We start from the raw sequence: 15,353 nt of genomic DNA, 5'->3' as shown, positions 1-15,353 counted from the left end.
GGATCGGCGCGCAGGCGCAGGAAGTGGAACAGGTTGTGCAGATCCACCTTCCAGTACCACTGCGTGTAGATGTTGGCCGCTGGCGCGCAAAGCCGGGCCGATGGCCGCGATCGCCGAGGGGGTGGCCTTTACCCGCGATCTGGTGAACGAGCCCGCCAACGTGCTGACCACCGATGACTTCGCCGCCCGCCTCGCGGCGATGCAGGAGCTGGGGCTCGAGGTCGAGATCCTCGAGGAGGACGAGCTGGCGAAGCTCGGCATGGGCGCGCTTCTCGCCGTGGGCCAGGGCTCGGTCAGCCCCTCCAAGGTCGTGGTCATGCGCTGGAATGGCGGCGGCGACGAGGCGCCGCTGGCGCTGGTCGGCAAGGGCGTGGTGTTCGATACGGGCGGCATTTCGCTCAAGCCCGCGGGCGGCATGGAAGACATGACCATGGACATGGGCGGCGCGGGCACCGTTGCCGGCACGATGCGCGCGCTGGCGCTGCGCCGCGCCCGCGCCAACGTCGTGGGCCTCGTCGGTCTCGTGGAGAACATGCCCTCGGGCAATGCCACCCGTCCGGGCGACGTGGTCCGCTCCATGAAGGGCGACACGATCGAGGTGATCAACACCGACGCCGAGGGCCGCCTCGTCCTGGCCGACGTGATGTGGTACGCGCAGGAACGGTTCAAGCCTTCGGGCATGATCGATCTGGCCACCCTCACCGGCGCGATCATCGTGGCGCTGGGCCATGAGCACACCGGCGTCTTCTCCAACGAGGACGGCTTTGCCGAGGCGCTTCTGGCGGCGGCGCAGGCCGAGGGCGAGGGCGCGTGGCGCCTGCCGATGGGCGAGGCCTATGACAAGGTGCTGAAAAGCCGCGTCGCCGACATGCGCAACGTCGGCACCGGGCGCGAGGGCGGCTCGATCACCGCGGCGCAGTTCCTTCAGCGCTTCGTACAGGAGGGCACGCCCTGGATCCATCTCGACATCGCGGGCACCGCGTCGCTCAAATCCGACTGGGCGCTCGGGCCCAAGGGCGCGACCGGCTGGGGCGTGATGGCGCTCAACCGACTCGTGGCCGACCGCTACGAGGGCTGAGGCGATGGGCGCGGCCTTTTTCTACCACCTGACCGAGGGCCCGGCCGAGGAGCTGCTGCCGCAGCTTCTCAAGCTCGCGGGCAAGCAGGGCTGGCGGGTGGAGATCCGGGGCCGCGCCGCGCGCGCCATGGACCGGCTCGATGCCGCCCTGTGGCGCATGGGCCCGCCCGAGAGTTTCCTGGCCCATGGCCGGGCGGGCGGCGCGCAGGACGCGGCCCAGCCGATCCTGCTCACCGCCGAGGGCGAACCCGCGCCGGGCGTGCCTTGCGTGATCTGCCTCGACGGGGCCGAGGCGCAACCCGACGAGGTGCAGGCCGCCGAGCGGGTCTGCATCCTGTTCGACGGCTTCGACCAGGAGGCGGTGCAGGCGGCGCGTGGCCAGTGGAAACGGCTCACCGGGGCGGGGTGTTCGGCGCAATACTGGGCGCAGGAGAACGGGCGCTGGACCAAGAAGGCCGAAGGCTGAGCGCGGCTCAGCGCGTCAGCATCAGCTTTCCGCCCTCGATCTCGAGCCGCCCGAAGAGGCGCAGGTAGCCCATGCCCAGAAGCGAGGCCGAAAGATCGCCGTCGGTGACTACGGCACCCAGCCCCTCGTCCTCGATCTGCCCCAGCGCCACGCTGTCAAGCGTGACCCGCGCGGTGCGCACGGTGCCGTTGGCGGTGACGGCGGAGCCGAAATAGTTCAGCTCTTCGGGATCGATCCCGGCGCGGCGGGCGTCCTCGCGGCTCAGCACCATGTCGGTGGCACCGGTATCGACAACGAACTCGACCGGCGCGCCGTTGATGTCGAGCGTGAGATAGTAATGCCCGTCGCGCGCCTGCGGCACCTCTATGCCCTGCGCGCCGACCATGGTCTGGCGCGGGGTCACGTCGTCGCGGATGTCGCCCCACAGCCCGGCGGCGGCGATGACGCCGACGAAGATCAGCGCCCAGAGCGCGGCCTGCTGGGCCAGCTGGCCGAGGCGGTCGCGGTGCTGCACGACGAACCACCCGGCGATGGCGGCGCCGAGGAGACCGAGATAGGCGAGGCTGGCGAGGTTATCGGGGCTCATCCCCCCCATATGGGGTCAATTCGCGCCGGGGAAAGGCAGGCCGAAGCCGGAACCGTGCAACCCGTCGATGATGAACTGCACCGCCAGAGCCGCGAGCAGCATGCCGAGCACCCGCGTGATGACGTTGAGCCCCACGGGCCCCATCACCCGCGCCAGCGGCCCGGCAAGCGCGAAGGCGATCCAGACGGTGGCCAGCACCGCCAGCGCCACGCCGTAGATCGCGGCGTAGCCCGCGGGGCCCGCCTCGGCGGTGAGCAGGATCAGCGTGGTGATCGCGCCCGGCCCGACGATCAGCGGCAAGGCCAGCGGAAAGATCGACGGGTCCTGGTCCGGCTCGGCCTCGACCGCCTCCTCGGCGTTGTCGCGCCGCCGCGCCTGGCGGCGCTCGAACAGCATGTCGAGCGCGGTGATGAACAAGAGCACGCCGCCCGCGATGCGAAAGGCCGGGACCGAGATGCCGACAAAGCGCAGCACCGCGTCGCCCAGCACGAGAAACAGCAGCATCAGCCCGGCCGAGGTCAGCAGCGCCCGCGCCGCGACCTTGCGCCGCTGCGCATCCGTCATGCCCGCCGTCATCGCGACGAAGAGCGGCGCGAGGCCGATCGGATCGACGATCACGAACAGGGTGGTGAAGGCGGTCACCAGGGTGGCGATGTCGATCATGCGGTGATCTCCTTGTCGAACGCGGCGTCCGCCTCATCGGCGGGGCGATACATCACGTGCAGCCCGACCCGGCCCTCGCGCGGATGGGCGAAGCCGCCGGGCACGGTGCCGAGAATCCCGAAGCCCAGATCACGGTAAAGTTTGATCGCACCGCGGTTGGTCTCGGCCACGGCGTTGAACTGCAGCCCGGCAAAACCCTCGCGCGCCACCCAGGACAGCGAATCGCGCACCAGGGCCCGGCCGACGCCGCGGCCCTGCGCCTCGGGCGCCACCATGTAGCTGGCATTGGCCACATGCGCGCCGGGGCCGGGGCGGTTGGGGCCCATGTGGCCGGTGCCGAGAATCCGTCCCTCGATCTCGGCGACGCTGACGCGGGTGGTCGGCGGGCCGAGCCACATCTCGCGCGCCGCGGCCTCGTCCATCTCCACGGGCAGGCAGTAGGTTTCGCCCGCGCGGATGATCGGGCGCAGGATCTCCCACAGCGCCGGCCAGTCCGCGGGGCGAAAGGCGCGGATCACGCGGCCTCGGCCTGTTCGAGCTTTTCGAGCGCCGCCATCCATAGCGCCTCGGCCCGGCCCAGCGCCTCCATGACTTCGGCGTATTTCTTGTTCCAGGTCTCGAGCTCGCCCTTGCGGGTGTCCTCGTAGAGCGCCGGATCGGCGAGCTTCTTGGCCAGCTTGTCGCGCATGTCGTTGATCTTCTTGACCCGCTCCTCGGCCTTGCGGGCCTCGGACCTGAGCGCGAGCACCGCCTCGCGCGAGGGCTTGGCGGCTTTCGGCTTCTCGGCTTTCGGCTTCTCTGCGGGCTTGTCGCCCGACAGCAGCATCTTGCGATAGGCGGGCAGATCCTCGTCGTAGGCCGAGACGCGCCCGTCCTTCACCAGCCAGAGCCGGTCGGCGACCATCGACAACAGGTGCATGTCGTGGCTCACCAGGATCACCGCGCCCGAATAGGTGGTCAGCGCCTCGACCAGCGCCTCGCGGCTTTCGATGTCGAGGTGGTTGGTCGGCTCGTCGAGAATGAGCAGATGCGGCGCGTCGATGGTCGCCAGAAGCAGCGACAGCCGCGCCTTCTGCCCGCCCGAGAGGCGGCCCACCGCCGTCTCGGCCTGCGCCGCGCCAAGGCCGAAGCCCGCCAGACGCGCGCGCAGCTTGGGCGGCATCACGTCGGGCAGGGCGCGCTGGATGTGCTGCAGCGGCGTCTCCTCGACGCGCAGCTCGTCGACCTGGTGCTGGGCGAAGAAGCCGATGCGCAGCTTGTTGGAACGGATGATCTTGCCGCCCATGGGCGCGAGCCGGTCCGACAGCAGCTTCGACAGCGTCGACTTGCCCTCGCCGTTGCGACCCAGAAGCGCGATGCGGTCGTCCTGGTCGATCCTGAGATCGAGCTTGGAGAGCACGGCCTTGCCATCATAGCCGACGCTCACGCCCTCGGTGGCGATGATCGGTGGCGACAGCTCCTCGGGCTCGGGAAAGGTGAAGACGGTGCGCGCCGCATCCTCGGGCACGCGGATCGTCTCCATCTTTTCGAGCATCTTGACCCGGCTTTGCGCCTGCTTGGCCTTCGACGCCTTGGCCTTGAAGCGGTCGACGAAGCTTTGCAGGTGGGCGCGCTGGGCGTCCTGCTTCTTGCTGGCTGCGACGAGCACGGCGCGCTGGGCGGCGCGGGACTTGGCGAACTGGTCGTAATTGCCCGACCAGTAGGTCAGCGTGCGGTTTTCGAGGTGCAGGATGCCGCCCACGGAGCGGTTGAGAAGCTCGCGGTCGTGACTGACGATCAGCACGGTGTGCGGGTAGCGCACGAGGTAGTTCTCGAGCCAGAGCGCGCCTTCGAGGTCGAGGTAGTTGGTCGGCTCGTCGAGCAGCAGCAGGTCGGGCTCGGAAAAGAGCACGGCGGCGAGCGCCACGCGCATCCGCCAGCCGCCCGAGAAGGCGGAGCAGGGCATGAGCTGCTCTTCATGGGTGAAGCCGAGCCCCTTGAGGATCGTCGCGGCGCGCGCCTCGGCGGACCATGCGTCGATATCGGCAAGCCGGGTCTGGATCTCGGCGATGCGGGAGGGGTCGGTCGCCTCCTCGGCCATCAGGCTCGCGCGCTCGGTATCGGCGGCGAGCACCGTGTCGATGAGCGAGACCTCGTTGCCCGGCACCTCCTGCGCCACGCCGCCGATGCGGGCGCCGCGCGGCAGCTCGATCTCGCCGGTGTCGAGCGTGAGCTCGCCGCGGATCAGCTTGAACAGCGTGGATTTGCCTGTGCCGTTGCGACCCACGACGCCGACCTTGTGGCCGGCCGGGATCACGGCGGAGGTGTGTTCGAGGAGCGGTCGGCCCTCGACGGAATATGAGATGTCTGTGATGCGCAACATGGCAGCGGCTTGCCCGAAGCCGGCGCCCGGGTCAACGGGCCGGGCGCCGGGGCCGTGCACCGCGCCATGCGTATTTAGAGAAAGATGAACCAGAGAGGCGCGCCCCTTCGGTTCATCTTTCTCCAAATACGCAAATCCCTGGGCAGGGGCCTTGGCGCGCCACCGGGGCCTTGGGGCGCGAGGAGCGGCTTTTCAGGCCGCGCCGCGCGTGCTAGGGCGCAGCCCGACCGGGATCGCCGCCGCGCGACCCCTGCCGCAACCTGTTCAAATGAGGGACATCATGGCCACCGAACGCACGCTCTCGATCATCAAGCCCGACGCCACCAAGCGCAACCTGACCGGCAAGATCAACGCCAAGTTCGAGGATGCGGGCCTGCGCATCGTCGCGCAAAAGCGCATCCAGCTGACCCAGGACCAGGCCGGCCAGTTCTACGCCGTGCACAAGGAGCGTCCCTTCTTCGGTGAGCTGACCGAATTCATGGCGTCCGGCCCGGTCGTCGTGCAGGTGCTCGAAGGCGAAGGCGCGATCGCCAAGAACCGTGAAGTCATGGGCGCGACCAACCCCGCCGACGCCGCCGCTGGCACCATCCGCGCCGAATTCGCCGAGAGCGTCGGCGAGAACTCGGTGCATGGCTCGGACGCCCCCGAGACCGCCAAGGAGGAGATCTCCTTCTTCTTCTCGGGCCTCGAACTGGTCGGCTGAAGCCGCCGTTTCGAGCCGAGGAAAAGGCCCGCGTGAGAGCGCGGGCCTTTTTCGTGCTACTTCGGCGCGAAGACCGACCAGCCGGTGCGATCGGCCAGCATCTCGAGCGCCATCGAGGCCAGCTGCGAATTGCCCACCGCATTGAGCCCGGGCGACCACGCGCCGATCGAGGCGCGCCCCGGCGCCACGGCAAGGATGCCGCCGCCGACGCCGCTCTTGCCCGGCAGGCCCACGCGAAAGGCGAATTCGCCCGAACCGTCGTAATGGCCGCAGGTCAGCATCAGCGCGTTGATCTGGCGCGCCATGCGGGGGGCTATGGCGCGCGCGCCGCCCGGCGCGAGCGCCCCGTCGAAGGCGAGGAACCGCCCCGCCAGCGCCAGCTGGCGCGGCGTCATGGAAATGGCGCATTGGTGGAAATAGGTGCCGAGCACCTTTTCGGGATGGCGCTCGATGGTGCCGAAGTCGCGCATGAAATTGGCCAGCGCCGCGTTGCGCCAGCCCGAGACGGTCTCGGAGGCGGCGACGGCCGGGTCGATGGCGATGTCGTCGTCATCGGCGAGAAAGCGCACGAATTGCAGGATCTGGCCCAGCGCCTCGCGCGGTTCGGAGCGCGACAGGATGGCGTCCGTCACCGCGATGGCGCCGGCGTTGATGAACGGGTTGCGCGGCAGGCCGCGCTCGTGTTCGAGCTGCACGATGGAATTGAACGGATCGCCCGAAGGCTCGCGACCCACCCGGCTCCAGAGCTGATCGCCGATCCGGCCCAGCGCCACGGCGAGGGCAAAGACCTTGGAGACGCTCTGGATTGAAAAGGGCGTGTCGGCGTCGCCGCCGCCGATCACCTCGCCCGAGGGCAGCGCCAGCGCCAGCGCAAAGCGATTCGCGTCGACCTTGGCCAGCTCGGGGATGTAATCGGCGACCTTCCCGCGCTCGGTCTCCCGCGCCATGTGATCGCAGATCTCTTCGACGATCTCGCGCAGGCGCTCGGGCTCGGCGACGCTCATGGCCCTAGCACTTCACTTCGCTGTCGCGCAGGCCGGTCTCGACCAGAAGGCAGCGGTCGCGCGCCTCGTAGTAATAGCCGCGCGCGTACCACTGCACCGCCTTGTCGCGGTTGCCGTTCGACACGATCCAGGCGCCGCGCAGGTAGCGGACCGCATAGCGCAGGTTGGTCTCGGCATCCAAAAGCTCGGACGGCGCGCCGCGGTGGCCCATGGTGCGCGCGGTGGCGGGCAGGATCTGCATCAACCCGTAATAGGGGCCGTTGCGCGCGCGCGGGTTGTAGGAGCTTTCTCGCTGCACGACGCGGTGCACCAGATCGCGCGGCACCTTGTAGGCATCGGCGTAGCTGTTGATGAGCCGGCGCAGCTGCGGCGTCTCGTTGGGATAGAGATCGGGCGGCGGCGGCGGCTGGCGTCGTCCGCAGGCGGCGAGGGCCATGAGGCCTGCAAGGGCGGCGCGGCGGCTGTAACGCATCGGGAAACTCCGTGGGGGAGGCAATCCCGATCTTTTCTAGCCCGCCGCGCCGTGCCGCGAAAGGGTGCGGCTCAGATCGCCGCGAAATCGCGGAACATCGGTTTCGAGGGGGATTGCTGGCCCTTGCGCTGCGGGATCGGGGTGTCCTTGGACGGCGTGTTGCTCGGCATGTCGCGTTCCTTGTCTGCGGCCTTCGCTGAGCCGCCCCTGAGGGTGCTGCTTCGCGCTGCCGGTTGCGATTCTTCGAGCCTGCGCAGGCAGGACGTTCGCAGCCGGGCGAGAAAGCGGCACCGCTTGGGCGGTCTTTCACGAATTTAACGGGTGCCCCCGCCGGAGGGTCCCTCAAGAGGACGTGAACGCACGCCGATGGTGCGGCGCTGTGCCGATTGTGCGACAGGGGGCTTCATCCTCCGCGTGGCGCGGGCGGGGAATACGCCGCCTTCGCTCAGGCCGTGCATCGGGGCCATTCCCCATGCCGCGCCGAGCCTGTATCGCAAGGCCATGGATATCGTCATCGCCACCGCCATCCTCGCCGTATTCTTCCTGCTGATCGGGTTGGGGGAGCCGCTCGCGGCGCGCCTGCGGCTGCCGTTCAACGTGATCCTCGCGGGCGTCGGCCTGCTGGCGGGCGCTGGCGCCGCGTTCTTTCTCAACTCCCAGCTCATCGATGCGCTCAACCCGGTGGCCGAGGCGATCCTGAACCTGCCGATCCGCTCGAACGTGTTTCTCTACGTTTTCCTGCCGACGCTGCTGTTCCAGGTGACGCTCGGGGTGAACCTGCGGCGGATGATCGACGATTGGGTGCCGATCCTGACGCTGGCGGTGGTGGCCGTGGTGGTGGCGACCTTCAGCGTGGGCTACGCGCTGTTCCTGACCGGCGTTCTGCCGCTGATGGCCTGCCTGCTGATCGGCTCCATCGTCTCGACGACCGACCCTTCGGCGGTGGTCTCGATCTTTCGCAACCTCGCCGCCCCACGCCGTCTGGGCCGGATCATCGAAGGCGAGAGCCTTCTCAACGACGCCGCCGCCATCGCGCTGTTCGGCTTGTTCATGGGATTCGTGATGCGCGGCGTGCCGAACCCAGAGATGGGGGCGGCGCTGGCGCAGTTCCCATGGCTTCTGGGCGCGGGCGGGCTGACGGGCTGGGCCATGGCGCAGGTCGCGGTGCGGCTGATGCGATGGCTGGGGCGGTTCGCGCTGGCGCAGATCTCGATCTCGGTGGCGCTGCCCTATCTCGCCTATATCGTTGCCGAGAAGATGGTCGGCGCTTCTGGCGTGATCGCCGTGGTGGGGGCGGGGCTGACGCTCAACCTCGCCGCACCCGGCCGGCTCTCGCCGCTGGCCTGGACCAACATGCGCGAGGTCTGGGATCTGCTGGCGCATTGGGCCGGGGCCTTCATCTTCCTGCTTGCAGCGCTTTTGATCCCGCGGCTGCTCGATGGCGCGCGGGCGCAGGATTTCGCGCTGGTCGCGGTGGTGACGCTGGCGGCGCTGGGCGCGCGGGTGGCGATCCTGTGGGGGCTCTTGCCGCTGCTGACGCGGCTGCGCCTTTCGCCCCCGGTCGATCGCTCCTACCGCGTGGCGATCCTCTGGGGGGGCTTGCGCGGCGCGATCACGCTGGCGCTGGCGCTGGCGGTGACCGAGAGCCTGCGCGTACCCGAGGAGGTGCGCCGCCTCACCGGCATCATCGCCACCGGCTTCACGCTGTTCACCCTGATCGTGCAGGGCGTCACGCTGCGCCCGCTGGTCAAGCGGCTGGGGCTGGAGAGGCTCTCGCCGCTCGATGCCGCATTGGCGCGGCAGGTGGTCGCCGTGGCGCTTCAGACCGTGCGCGAGACGGTGAGCGAGGCGGCCGAGAAATACGGGCTGACGCGCGAGACGGTGCGCTCGGAGGCCAAGAGCTTTGCCGGACGCCTCGACGCGGCGGTCGAGAAGGCCGAGGAGGGCGCCGCGATCTCCGACAGCGACCGGATCACGCTCGGGCTGATCGCGCTGGCCGGGGCCGAGCGCGAGAATGTTCTCGAACTGTTCCGGGATCGGGCGATCTCGAACCGGCAGGCCGAGCGGGCGCTGTCGGAGGCCGACCGGCTGATCGAGACGACGCGCACGGGCGGTCGGTCGGGCTATCGCCGCGCCGCGCGGCAAAGCCTCGGGCAGGGCGGGCCCACACGACTTGCCGCCTTCCTGCACAACCGGCTGCACATCTCGGGGCCCTTGGCGCGGCTCACCGCCGACCGGTTCGAGCTTTTGCTGACCCAGGGGCTGGTGCTGCGCGATCTCGACGGTTTCATCGACAGCCGCATCCGCCGCATCCACGGGCGCCGCGTGGCCGAGCTCCTGCACGAGCTGATCGGACGCAGGGGTGAGCAGGTGGCGCAGGCGCTCGACGGTCTCAGGCTGCAATATCCCGGCTATGCCGAGGAGCTGGAGCGCCGCTTCATCCGCCGCACCGCGCTTCGCATCGAAGAGCGCGAATACGCCGCCCTGCGCGAGGACGGGCTGATCGGGCCTGAGCTGCACGCGACGCTGCTGGCGCAGATCGAGGCGCGGCGCGGGGAGGCCGAGGCGCGGCCCAAGCTCGATCTCGCGGTGCAGAAGGCCGTTCTGGTGCAGCAGTTCCCGCTCTTTGCCGATCTCGACGAGGCGGTCCGCCAAAGGCTGTCGAAGGCGCTGGTGACGCGCTTCGTCGCCGCGGGAGAGGTGCTGCAGAGCCGCGACGCCCCGGCCCGCACGGTGAGTTTCATCGCCTCGGGTGCGGTCGAGATCGAGACCGCCGGGCAGAGGCTGCGGCTCGGGCGGGGGGAGATGTTCGGCCAGCTGGCGCTGCTGAGCCCCAAGCGGCGGCGCGCCGAGGTGCGCGCGCTCAGCCATGGGGTGCTGCTGGAGCTCGACGAGACGCGGTTTTTGCGTCTCATGCGGCGTTCATCGGCGGTGCGCAAGGCGGTGCGCGACAGCGCGATCAAGCGGGGCGTCGACCCCGAACGCGCCGCCGCGCTGGGCGGGAAGGACAAGCCGCCCGTCTAGTGGCGTCTAGCCGCGTGCCGCCTGCCAGACCTCGAACTCGGCCGCGCGCTTGCGCCGCAGCTTCGAGGCGACGTGGTCCGGCAGCTCCATGGGGTGCTCGGGCGAGACGTTGAGCCGCGGCAGCTCGATGCTGGTGCAAAGCCGCTCTTCGAGAAAGGCCACGAGCTTGTCCAACGCCTCGTAGCGGAACAGGTGATCGACGCCGATGCTGCCCTCGCCGCAGCCGACGAAGCGCGCCTGGCTGCCGACCGAGGCATAGGGGGCTGGCTTGCCCCGCGCGTATTGATCGACGAACTCCTCGAAGGGGATGCCTCGGGTGGAATTGGCATGGCCTGCCAGGTCATCGCGCTGGCGGTAGCGCCACCAGCTGCCGAGCCAGTCCACCGGTTCGCGCACCGCCGCCACCGTCTCGAATCCCTCGCCGCCCGCCGCCTCGATCAGCGGCACCACGAAGCGGCGGGTGCGGTAGAGCGGCGCATGCTTGATCTGCGGCGGGTCACGCAACACCATCTGCGCCCGCGGCGCCAGCGCCCCCTCGATCGCGGTGGTGCCCGTCTTGGGCACCGCCAGAAGGATCAGGCGCTCTTTCCAGAATACCAGCATGACGCTCTCCGTGACGTGATCGTGGTAACCTTACATTAACCGCTTCAGAGGGAAACTGGGGGCAGGTTCCCCTTGCAATGTTCCCCTTATGGTCTCATATCTCCTGTAGTGAACAAGACATGAACGACGCAATGATTGCCGCCATGTGGCGGGTGTGGGATAAGGATTGCGGACAATGGCAATGGCAGATCTTCTCCAGATGAGCGACAAGCGCACGGCAGACCGGCAAAAGGCGCTCGACAGCGCCCTGGCCCAGATCGAACGGCAGTTCGGCAAGGGCTCCATCATGAAGCTGGGGGGCGAGAACAGCTTCCCGGATATCGAGGCGACCTCGACCGGCTCGCTCGGGCTCGATATCGCGCTGGGCATCGGTGGCCTGCCCAAGGGGCGGATCATCGAGATCTACGGCCCCGAAAGCTCGGGCAAGACCACGCTGACGCTGCACGCGGTGGCCGAGGAACAGAAGAAGGGCGGCGTCTGCGCCTTCGTCGACGCCGAGCACGCGCTCGACCCGCAATACGCCAAGAAGGTCGGGGTGAATCTCGACGAGTTGCTGATCTCGCAGCCCGACACCGGCGAGCAGGCGCTCGAGATCGTCGACACGCTGGTCCGCTCCGGCGCGGTCTCGATGGTCGTGGTCGATTCGGTCGCGGCGCTGACGCCGAAGTCCGAGCTCGAGGGCGACATGGGCGACAGCTCGGTCGGCGTGCACGCAAGGCTGATGAGCCAGGCGATGCGCAAGCTCACCGGCTCGATCTCGCGCTCCAACTGCATGGTCGTCTTCATCAACCAGATCAGGATGAAGATCGGCGTCATGTTCGGCTCGCCCGAGACCACGACGGGCGGCAACGCGCTCAAGTTCTACGCCTCCGTGCGTCTCGACATCCGCCGCATCGGCGCGATCAAGGACCGCGACGAGGTGGTCGGCAACTCCACCCGCGTGAAGGTCGTCAAGAACAAGGTCGCGCCGCCCTTCAAGCAGGTCGAGTTCGACATCATGTATGGCGAGGGCATCTCCAAGACCGGCGAGCTGCTGGACCTCGGGGTCAAGGCGGGCGTCGTGGACAAGTCGGGCTCTTGGTTCTCCTATGGCGACCAGCGGATCGGCCAGGGCCGCGAGAACGCCAAGACCTTCCTCAAGGAGAACAAGGAGATCGCCTCCGAGATCGAGGACAAGATCCGCGCCGCGCACGGGCTCGAATTCCTGATGTCCGACGATGACGGCGGCAGCGACGACAGCCTCGTCGACGGCTGATCCGCCGTCGGGCGACGATCCGAAGGGCCGGGGTGCGCATGCCCCGGCCCTTTTCCTTTGCGGGGCGCGGGGCCGTGGGACTTTACGCGCCCCATGGCCGGGGATAGGACGTCTACGCCGCGACCCGAAGGAGACGTCATGACAAGCCTCGCCGATATCCGCTCCACCTTCCTGGATTTCTACAAGCGGCAGGGGCACGCCGCGGTCCCCAGCTCGCCGCTGGTGCCGCGCAACGATCCTACCTTGATGTTCACCAACTCAGGGATGGTGCAGTTCAAGAACCTCTTCACCGGGGTCGAGACGCGCGACTACACCCGAGCCGTCACGGCGCAGAAATGCGTGCGCGCGGGCGGCAAGCACAACGATCTCGACAATGTGGGCTACACCGCGCGGCACCACACATTCTTCGAGATGATGGGCAACTTCTCCTTCGGCGACTACTTCAAGGAAGAGGCGATCCACTACTCCTGGGAGCTTCTGACCAAGGAATTCGGCCTCAACCCCGACAAGCTCCTCGTCACGGTGTTCCACACCGATGACGAGGCGGCCGATCTTTGGAAGAAGATCGCCGGCCTGCCCGACGAGCGGATCATCCGCATCGCCACCTCGGACAATTTCTGGATGATGGGGCCGACCGGGCCCTGCGGGCCCTGTTCGGAGGTCTTCTACGACCACGGGCCCGAGATCTGGGGCGGCCCTCCGGGCTCCCCCGAGGAAGACGGCGACCGGTTCATCGAGATCTGGAACATCGTCTTCATGCAATACGAGCAGTTCGAGGACGGCACGCGCCGCGATCTCGACGCGCAGTCGATCGACACCGGCATGGGGCTGGAGCGGATCGGCGCGCTCCTGCAGGGCAAGCACGACAATTACGACACCGATCTCATGCGGTCGCTGATCGAGGCCTCGGCGCATGCCACCTCCTCCGACCCGGACGGCGACGGCAAGATGCATCACCGGGTGGTGGCCGACCATCTGCGCTCGACCTCCTTCCTGATCGCCGATGGCGTCATGCCCTCGAACGAGGGGCGCGGCTACGTGCTGCGCCGGATCATGCGCCGCGCCATGCGCCACGCGCACCAGCTCGGCGCGCAGGACCCGTTGATGTACCGGCTCGTGCCGGCGCTGGTGCAGGAGATGGGCGCGGCCTATCCCGAGCTGGGCCAGGCCCGCGCGCTGATCGAGGAGACGCTGCGCGCCGAAGAGACCCGCTTCCGCCAGACGCTCGACCGGGGCCTGCGGCTCTTGGACGACGAGTTGGCGGGCCTGCCCGAAGGGGCGGCGTTGCCCGGACAGGCGGCGTTCAAGCTCTATGACACCTACGGCTTCCCGCTCGATCTCACGCAGGACGCGCTGCGCGAAAAGGGCCGCTCGGTCGATACCGAGGGCTTCGACGCCGCCATGGCCGAGCAGAAGGCCAAGGCGCGCGCCGCATGGGCCGGGTCGGGCGAGGTGGCGGATGCCAATCATTGGTATGATCTGGCCGACCGGCACGGCGCGACCGAGTTTCTGGGCTATGACACCGAAGAAGCCGAGGGCCAGATCCTTGCCGTGCTGACCGGTACCGATCAGATCGAGAAGGCCGAGGAAGGCACCAAGGTGCAGGTCGTTCTGAACCAGACGCCGTTTTACGGCGAAAGCGGCGGCCAGGTCGGCGACACCGGCACCATCCGCACCGAAACGGGCCTCGTGCGCGTCTCGGACTGCCGCCGCATCGCCGGGCTCTTCGTCCATGTGGGCGAGGTGACCAAGGGGCATGTGGCGCCGGGGCAGGGCGCTGAGCTCAAGGTCGATCACGACCGCCGCACCGGCATCCGCGCCAACCATTCGGCCACGCATCTGCTCAACGAGGCGCTGCGCGCGGCACTTGGCGATCACGTCGTGCAGCGCGGCTCGCTCAACGCGCATGACCGGCTGCGCTTCGACTTCTCCCACGGGGCGGCGCTGACGCCCGAGGAAATCGAGAAGATCGAGGACGAGGTCAACGAGATGATCCGGCAGAACAGCCCGGTCGAGACGCGGCTGATGACCCCGGACGAGGCGCGCGAGCTTGGCGCACAGGCGCTCTTCGGCGAGAAATACGGCGACGAGGTGCGCGTCGTCTCGATGGGCAAGCGCGACGGTTCGGGCAAGGGCCACGATCAGGCGACCTATTCGATCGAGCTGTGCGGCGGCACCCATGTGCGCCAGACCGGCGACATCGGCGCCTTCGTGCTTCTGGCCGACAGCGCGTCGTCTTCCGGCGTGCGCCGGGTCGAGGCGCTCACGGGCCGCGAGGCGCTCAAGCATCTCGCGCAGCAGGGGCAGACGCTCTCGGAGGTGGCGCAGGTGCTCAAGACGCCGGTGGCGGAGGTGCTCGACCGCGTGAAGGCGCTGTCCGAGGAGCGCCGCCGCCTCGCCAACGAGGTCGCCCAGCTCAAGCGCGACATCGCCATGGGCGGCGGTGGCGGTGCGGGCGCGCAGGCGGTCGAGGTCGGCGGCGTGAAGTTCCAGGGCCAGGTGCTCAAGGGCGTCACTGGCAAGGATCTCCCGGCGCTGATCGACCAGATCAAGGGTCACATCGGCTCGGGCGCGGTGCTGCTCATCGCCGACACGGGCGGAAAGGCGGCGGTGGCCGCGGGCGTCACCGACGATCTGAAGGACAAGGTCTCGGCGGTGGACCTGCTGCGCGCGGCGGTGGCCGAGCTGGGCGGCAAGGGCGGCGGCGGCCGCGCCGACATGGCGCAGGGCGGTGCCGCCAGCGCCGAGAACGCCGAGGCCGCGATCAAGGCCGCCGAAGCGGTGTTGGCACAGGCGCTTGAGGGCGTGGCATGAGCGCGCTCTGGATCGCCCATGTGAAGGTCACCGACGAGGCGGCCTACATGGAATATGCCAAGCGGGCGACGGGGGCGATCGCCGATCACGGCGGCGAATTCCTCGTGCGGGGCGGGGCTTACGAACAGCTCGAAGGGCCGGATCGCCCGCGCAATGTCGTCGCGCGCTTCCCGAGCCTTCAGGCGGCGCATGACTGCTACCATTCGGACGCCTATCAGGAGGCGCTGAGCTTCGCGAAGGGTGCCGCCGAGCGCGAGCTGGTCATCGTCGAGGAGGCCTGAGGCTGGAGACGGTCGCCAGCCTCACCTCACGCTTTCCGCGTG

At 68.7% G+C, this 15,353-nt stretch carries 14 protein-coding genes and 1 pseudogene; 7 read left to right on the top strand and 8 right to left on the bottom strand.

Annotated features, from left to right (window positions below):
* Positions 1-71: FAD-dependent thymidylate synthase (locus NHG85_RS19800; protein WP_370362970.1), on the bottom strand; the 71-nt coding region annotated here is incomplete at its 3' end.
* A gap of 11 nt (positions 72-82) precedes the next feature.
* On the opposite strand from NHG85_RS19800, the pseudogene NHG85_RS04285 reads away from it, so the two are divergent.
* Positions 83-1,078: pseudogene (locus NHG85_RS04285) on the top strand (leucyl aminopeptidase); the annotation flags it as partial.
* A gap of 4 nt (positions 1,079-1,082) precedes the next feature.
* Entirely contained in the window at positions 1,083-1,544 is a 462-nt protein-coding gene (locus NHG85_RS04280) for a DNA polymerase III subunit chi (RefSeq protein ID WP_253330133.1), read from the top strand.
* A 7-nt stretch (positions 1,545-1,551) separates the two neighbouring features.
* Here NHG85_RS04280 and NHG85_RS04275 read toward each other — a convergent pair whose 3' ends face one another.
* Genes NHG85_RS04275 through NHG85_RS04260 form a run of 4 tightly spaced genes read right to left on the bottom strand, consistent with a single transcriptional unit; the run spans position 1,552 to position 5,155 of the window.
* Positions 1,552-2,130: a retropepsin-like aspartic protease family protein gene (locus NHG85_RS04275; protein ID WP_253330131.1), complete on the bottom strand. Its 579-nt coding sequence runs from the start codon at positions 2,128-2,130 to the stop codon at positions 1,552-1,554.
* 15 nt (positions 2,131-2,145) lie between these two features.
* The gene (locus tag NHG85_RS04270; RefSeq protein WP_253330129.1) at positions 2,146-2,793 is read right to left on the bottom strand and encodes a MarC family protein; all 648 of its coding nucleotides are present in this window, start codon (positions 2,791-2,793) and stop codon (positions 2,146-2,148) included.
* A complete protein-coding gene (locus NHG85_RS04265) occupies positions 2,790-3,311 on the bottom strand; it encodes a GNAT family N-acetyltransferase (RefSeq protein ID WP_253330127.1) in 522 nt (173 codons plus the stop codon). Before NHG85_RS04265 ends, NHG85_RS04270 begins: the two co-directional genes overlap by 4 nt.
* Complete coding sequence (locus NHG85_RS04260) at positions 3,308-5,155, bottom strand: ABC-F family ATP-binding cassette domain-containing protein (protein ID WP_253330125.1); 1,848 nt, start codon at positions 5,153-5,155, stop codon at positions 3,308-3,310. The genes NHG85_RS04265 and NHG85_RS04260 overlap by 4 nt, the downstream gene beginning before the upstream one ends.
* Positions 5,156-5,435: 280 nt before the next feature.
* Here NHG85_RS04260 and ndk point away from each other — a divergent pair, with 280 nt between their 5' ends.
* Positions 5,436-5,858 carry a nucleoside-diphosphate kinase gene (gene ndk, locus NHG85_RS04255; protein WP_253330141.1) on the top strand — a complete coding sequence of 141 codons (423 nt, stop codon included), beginning with the start codon at positions 5,436-5,438 and terminating at the stop codon, positions 5,856-5,858.
* Between the two features lie 56 nt (positions 5,859-5,914).
* On the opposite strand, the gene NHG85_RS04250 is transcribed toward ndk, so the two are convergent.
* Both NHG85_RS04250 and NHG85_RS04245 read right to left on the bottom strand, forming a co-directional pair.
* Complete coding sequence (locus NHG85_RS04250; protein ID WP_253330123.1) at positions 5,915-6,862, bottom strand: glutaminase; 948 nt, start codon at positions 6,860-6,862, stop codon at positions 5,915-5,917.
* A gap of 4 nt (positions 6,863-6,866) precedes the next feature.
* Entirely contained in the window at positions 6,867-7,334 is a 468-nt protein-coding gene (locus NHG85_RS04245; protein ID WP_253330121.1) for a lytic transglycosylase domain-containing protein, read from the bottom strand.
* A 501-nt stretch (positions 7,335-7,835) separates the two neighbouring features.
* Here NHG85_RS04245 and NHG85_RS19950 point away from each other — a divergent pair.
* Positions 7,836-10,358: a cation:proton antiporter gene (locus tag NHG85_RS19950; RefSeq protein ID WP_253330120.1), complete on the top strand. Its 2,523-nt coding sequence runs from the start codon at positions 7,836-7,838 to the stop codon at positions 10,356-10,358.
* Between the two features lie 6 nt (positions 10,359-10,364).
* On the opposite strand, the gene NHG85_RS04235 is transcribed toward NHG85_RS19950, so the two are convergent.
* Positions 10,365-10,961, bottom strand: a complete 597-nt coding sequence (locus tag NHG85_RS04235; protein WP_253330118.1) for a gamma-glutamyl kinase — start codon at positions 10,959-10,961, stop codon at positions 10,365-10,367.
* A 175-nt stretch (positions 10,962-11,136) separates the two neighbouring features.
* Here NHG85_RS04235 and recA point away from each other — a divergent pair, with 175 nt between their 5' ends.
* The 3 genes from recA to NHG85_RS04220 all read left to right on the top strand — a co-directional run bounded on the left by recA (position 11,137) and on the right by NHG85_RS04220 (position 15,311).
* On the top strand, positions 11,137-12,216 hold the full coding sequence (gene recA / locus NHG85_RS04230) for a recombinase RecA (protein ID WP_253330116.1): 1,080 nt from the start codon (positions 11,137-11,139) through the stop codon (positions 12,214-12,216).
* A gap of 138 nt (positions 12,217-12,354) precedes the next feature.
* Positions 12,355-15,030 (top strand): alanine--tRNA ligase, encoded by a 2,676-nt coding sequence (alaS, locus tag NHG85_RS04225; RefSeq protein ID WP_253330114.1) that lies wholly within the window; start codon positions 12,355-12,357, stop codon positions 15,028-15,030.
* Complete coding sequence (locus tag NHG85_RS04220) at positions 15,027-15,311, top strand: DUF1330 domain-containing protein (protein ID WP_253330112.1); 285 nt, start codon at positions 15,027-15,029, stop codon at positions 15,309-15,311. Before alaS ends, NHG85_RS04220 begins: the two co-directional genes overlap by 4 nt.
* Positions 15,312-15,353: the final 42 nt, after the last annotated feature.

The organism is Limimaricola litoreus (genome assembly GCF_024159025.1).
GTDB classification, from domain to species: Bacteria; Pseudomonadota; Alphaproteobacteria; order Rhodobacterales; family Rhodobacteraceae; genus Limimaricola; species Limimaricola litoreus.
Note: the sequence above shows the minus strand (reverse complement) of the source record. Positions and strands in the feature narration are given on the sequence as shown.

What these genes read in the sequence shown, in the direction of transcription:
- NHG85_RS04220 (WP_253330112.1), top strand. Translation starts at nt 15,027, where the DNA reads ATGAGCGCGCTCTGGATCGCCCATGTGAAGGTCACCGACGAGGCGGCC.
- NHG85_RS04245 (WP_253330121.1), bottom strand. Translation starts at nt 7,334, where the DNA reads ATGCGTTACAGCCGCCGCGCCGCCCTTGCAGGCCTCATGGCCCTCGCC.
- NHG85_RS19950 (WP_253330120.1), top strand. Translation starts at nt 7,836, where the DNA reads ATGGATATCGTCATCGCCACCGCCATCCTCGCCGTATTCTTCCTGCTG.
- recA (WP_253330116.1), top strand. Translation starts at nt 11,137, where the DNA reads ATGGCAATGGCAGATCTTCTCCAGATGAGCGACAAGCGCACGGCAGAC.
- NHG85_RS04235 (WP_253330118.1), bottom strand. Translation starts at nt 10,961, where the DNA reads ATGCTGGTATTCTGGAAAGAGCGCCTGATCCTTCTGGCGGTGCCCAAG.
- NHG85_RS04275 (WP_253330131.1), bottom strand. Translation starts at nt 2,130, where the DNA reads ATGAGCCCCGATAACCTCGCCAGCCTCGCCTATCTCGGTCTCCTCGGC.
- NHG85_RS04260 (WP_253330125.1), bottom strand. Translation starts at nt 5,155, where the DNA reads ATGTTGCGCATCACAGACATCTCATATTCCGTCGAGGGCCGACCGCTC.
- NHG85_RS04270 (WP_253330129.1), bottom strand. Translation starts at nt 2,793, where the DNA reads ATGATCGACATCGCCACCCTGGTGACCGCCTTCACCACCCTGTTCGTG.
- NHG85_RS04280 (WP_253330133.1), top strand. Translation starts at nt 1,083, where the DNA reads ATGGGCGCGGCCTTTTTCTACCACCTGACCGAGGGCCCGGCCGAGGAG.
- ndk (WP_253330141.1), top strand. Translation starts at nt 5,436, where the DNA reads ATGGCCACCGAACGCACGCTCTCGATCATCAAGCCCGACGCCACCAAG.
- NHG85_RS04250 (WP_253330123.1), bottom strand. Translation starts at nt 6,862, where the DNA reads ATGAGCGTCGCCGAGCCCGAGCGCCTGCGCGAGATCGTCGAAGAGATC.
- alaS (WP_253330114.1), top strand. Translation starts at nt 12,355, where the DNA reads ATGACAAGCCTCGCCGATATCCGCTCCACCTTCCTGGATTTCTACAAG.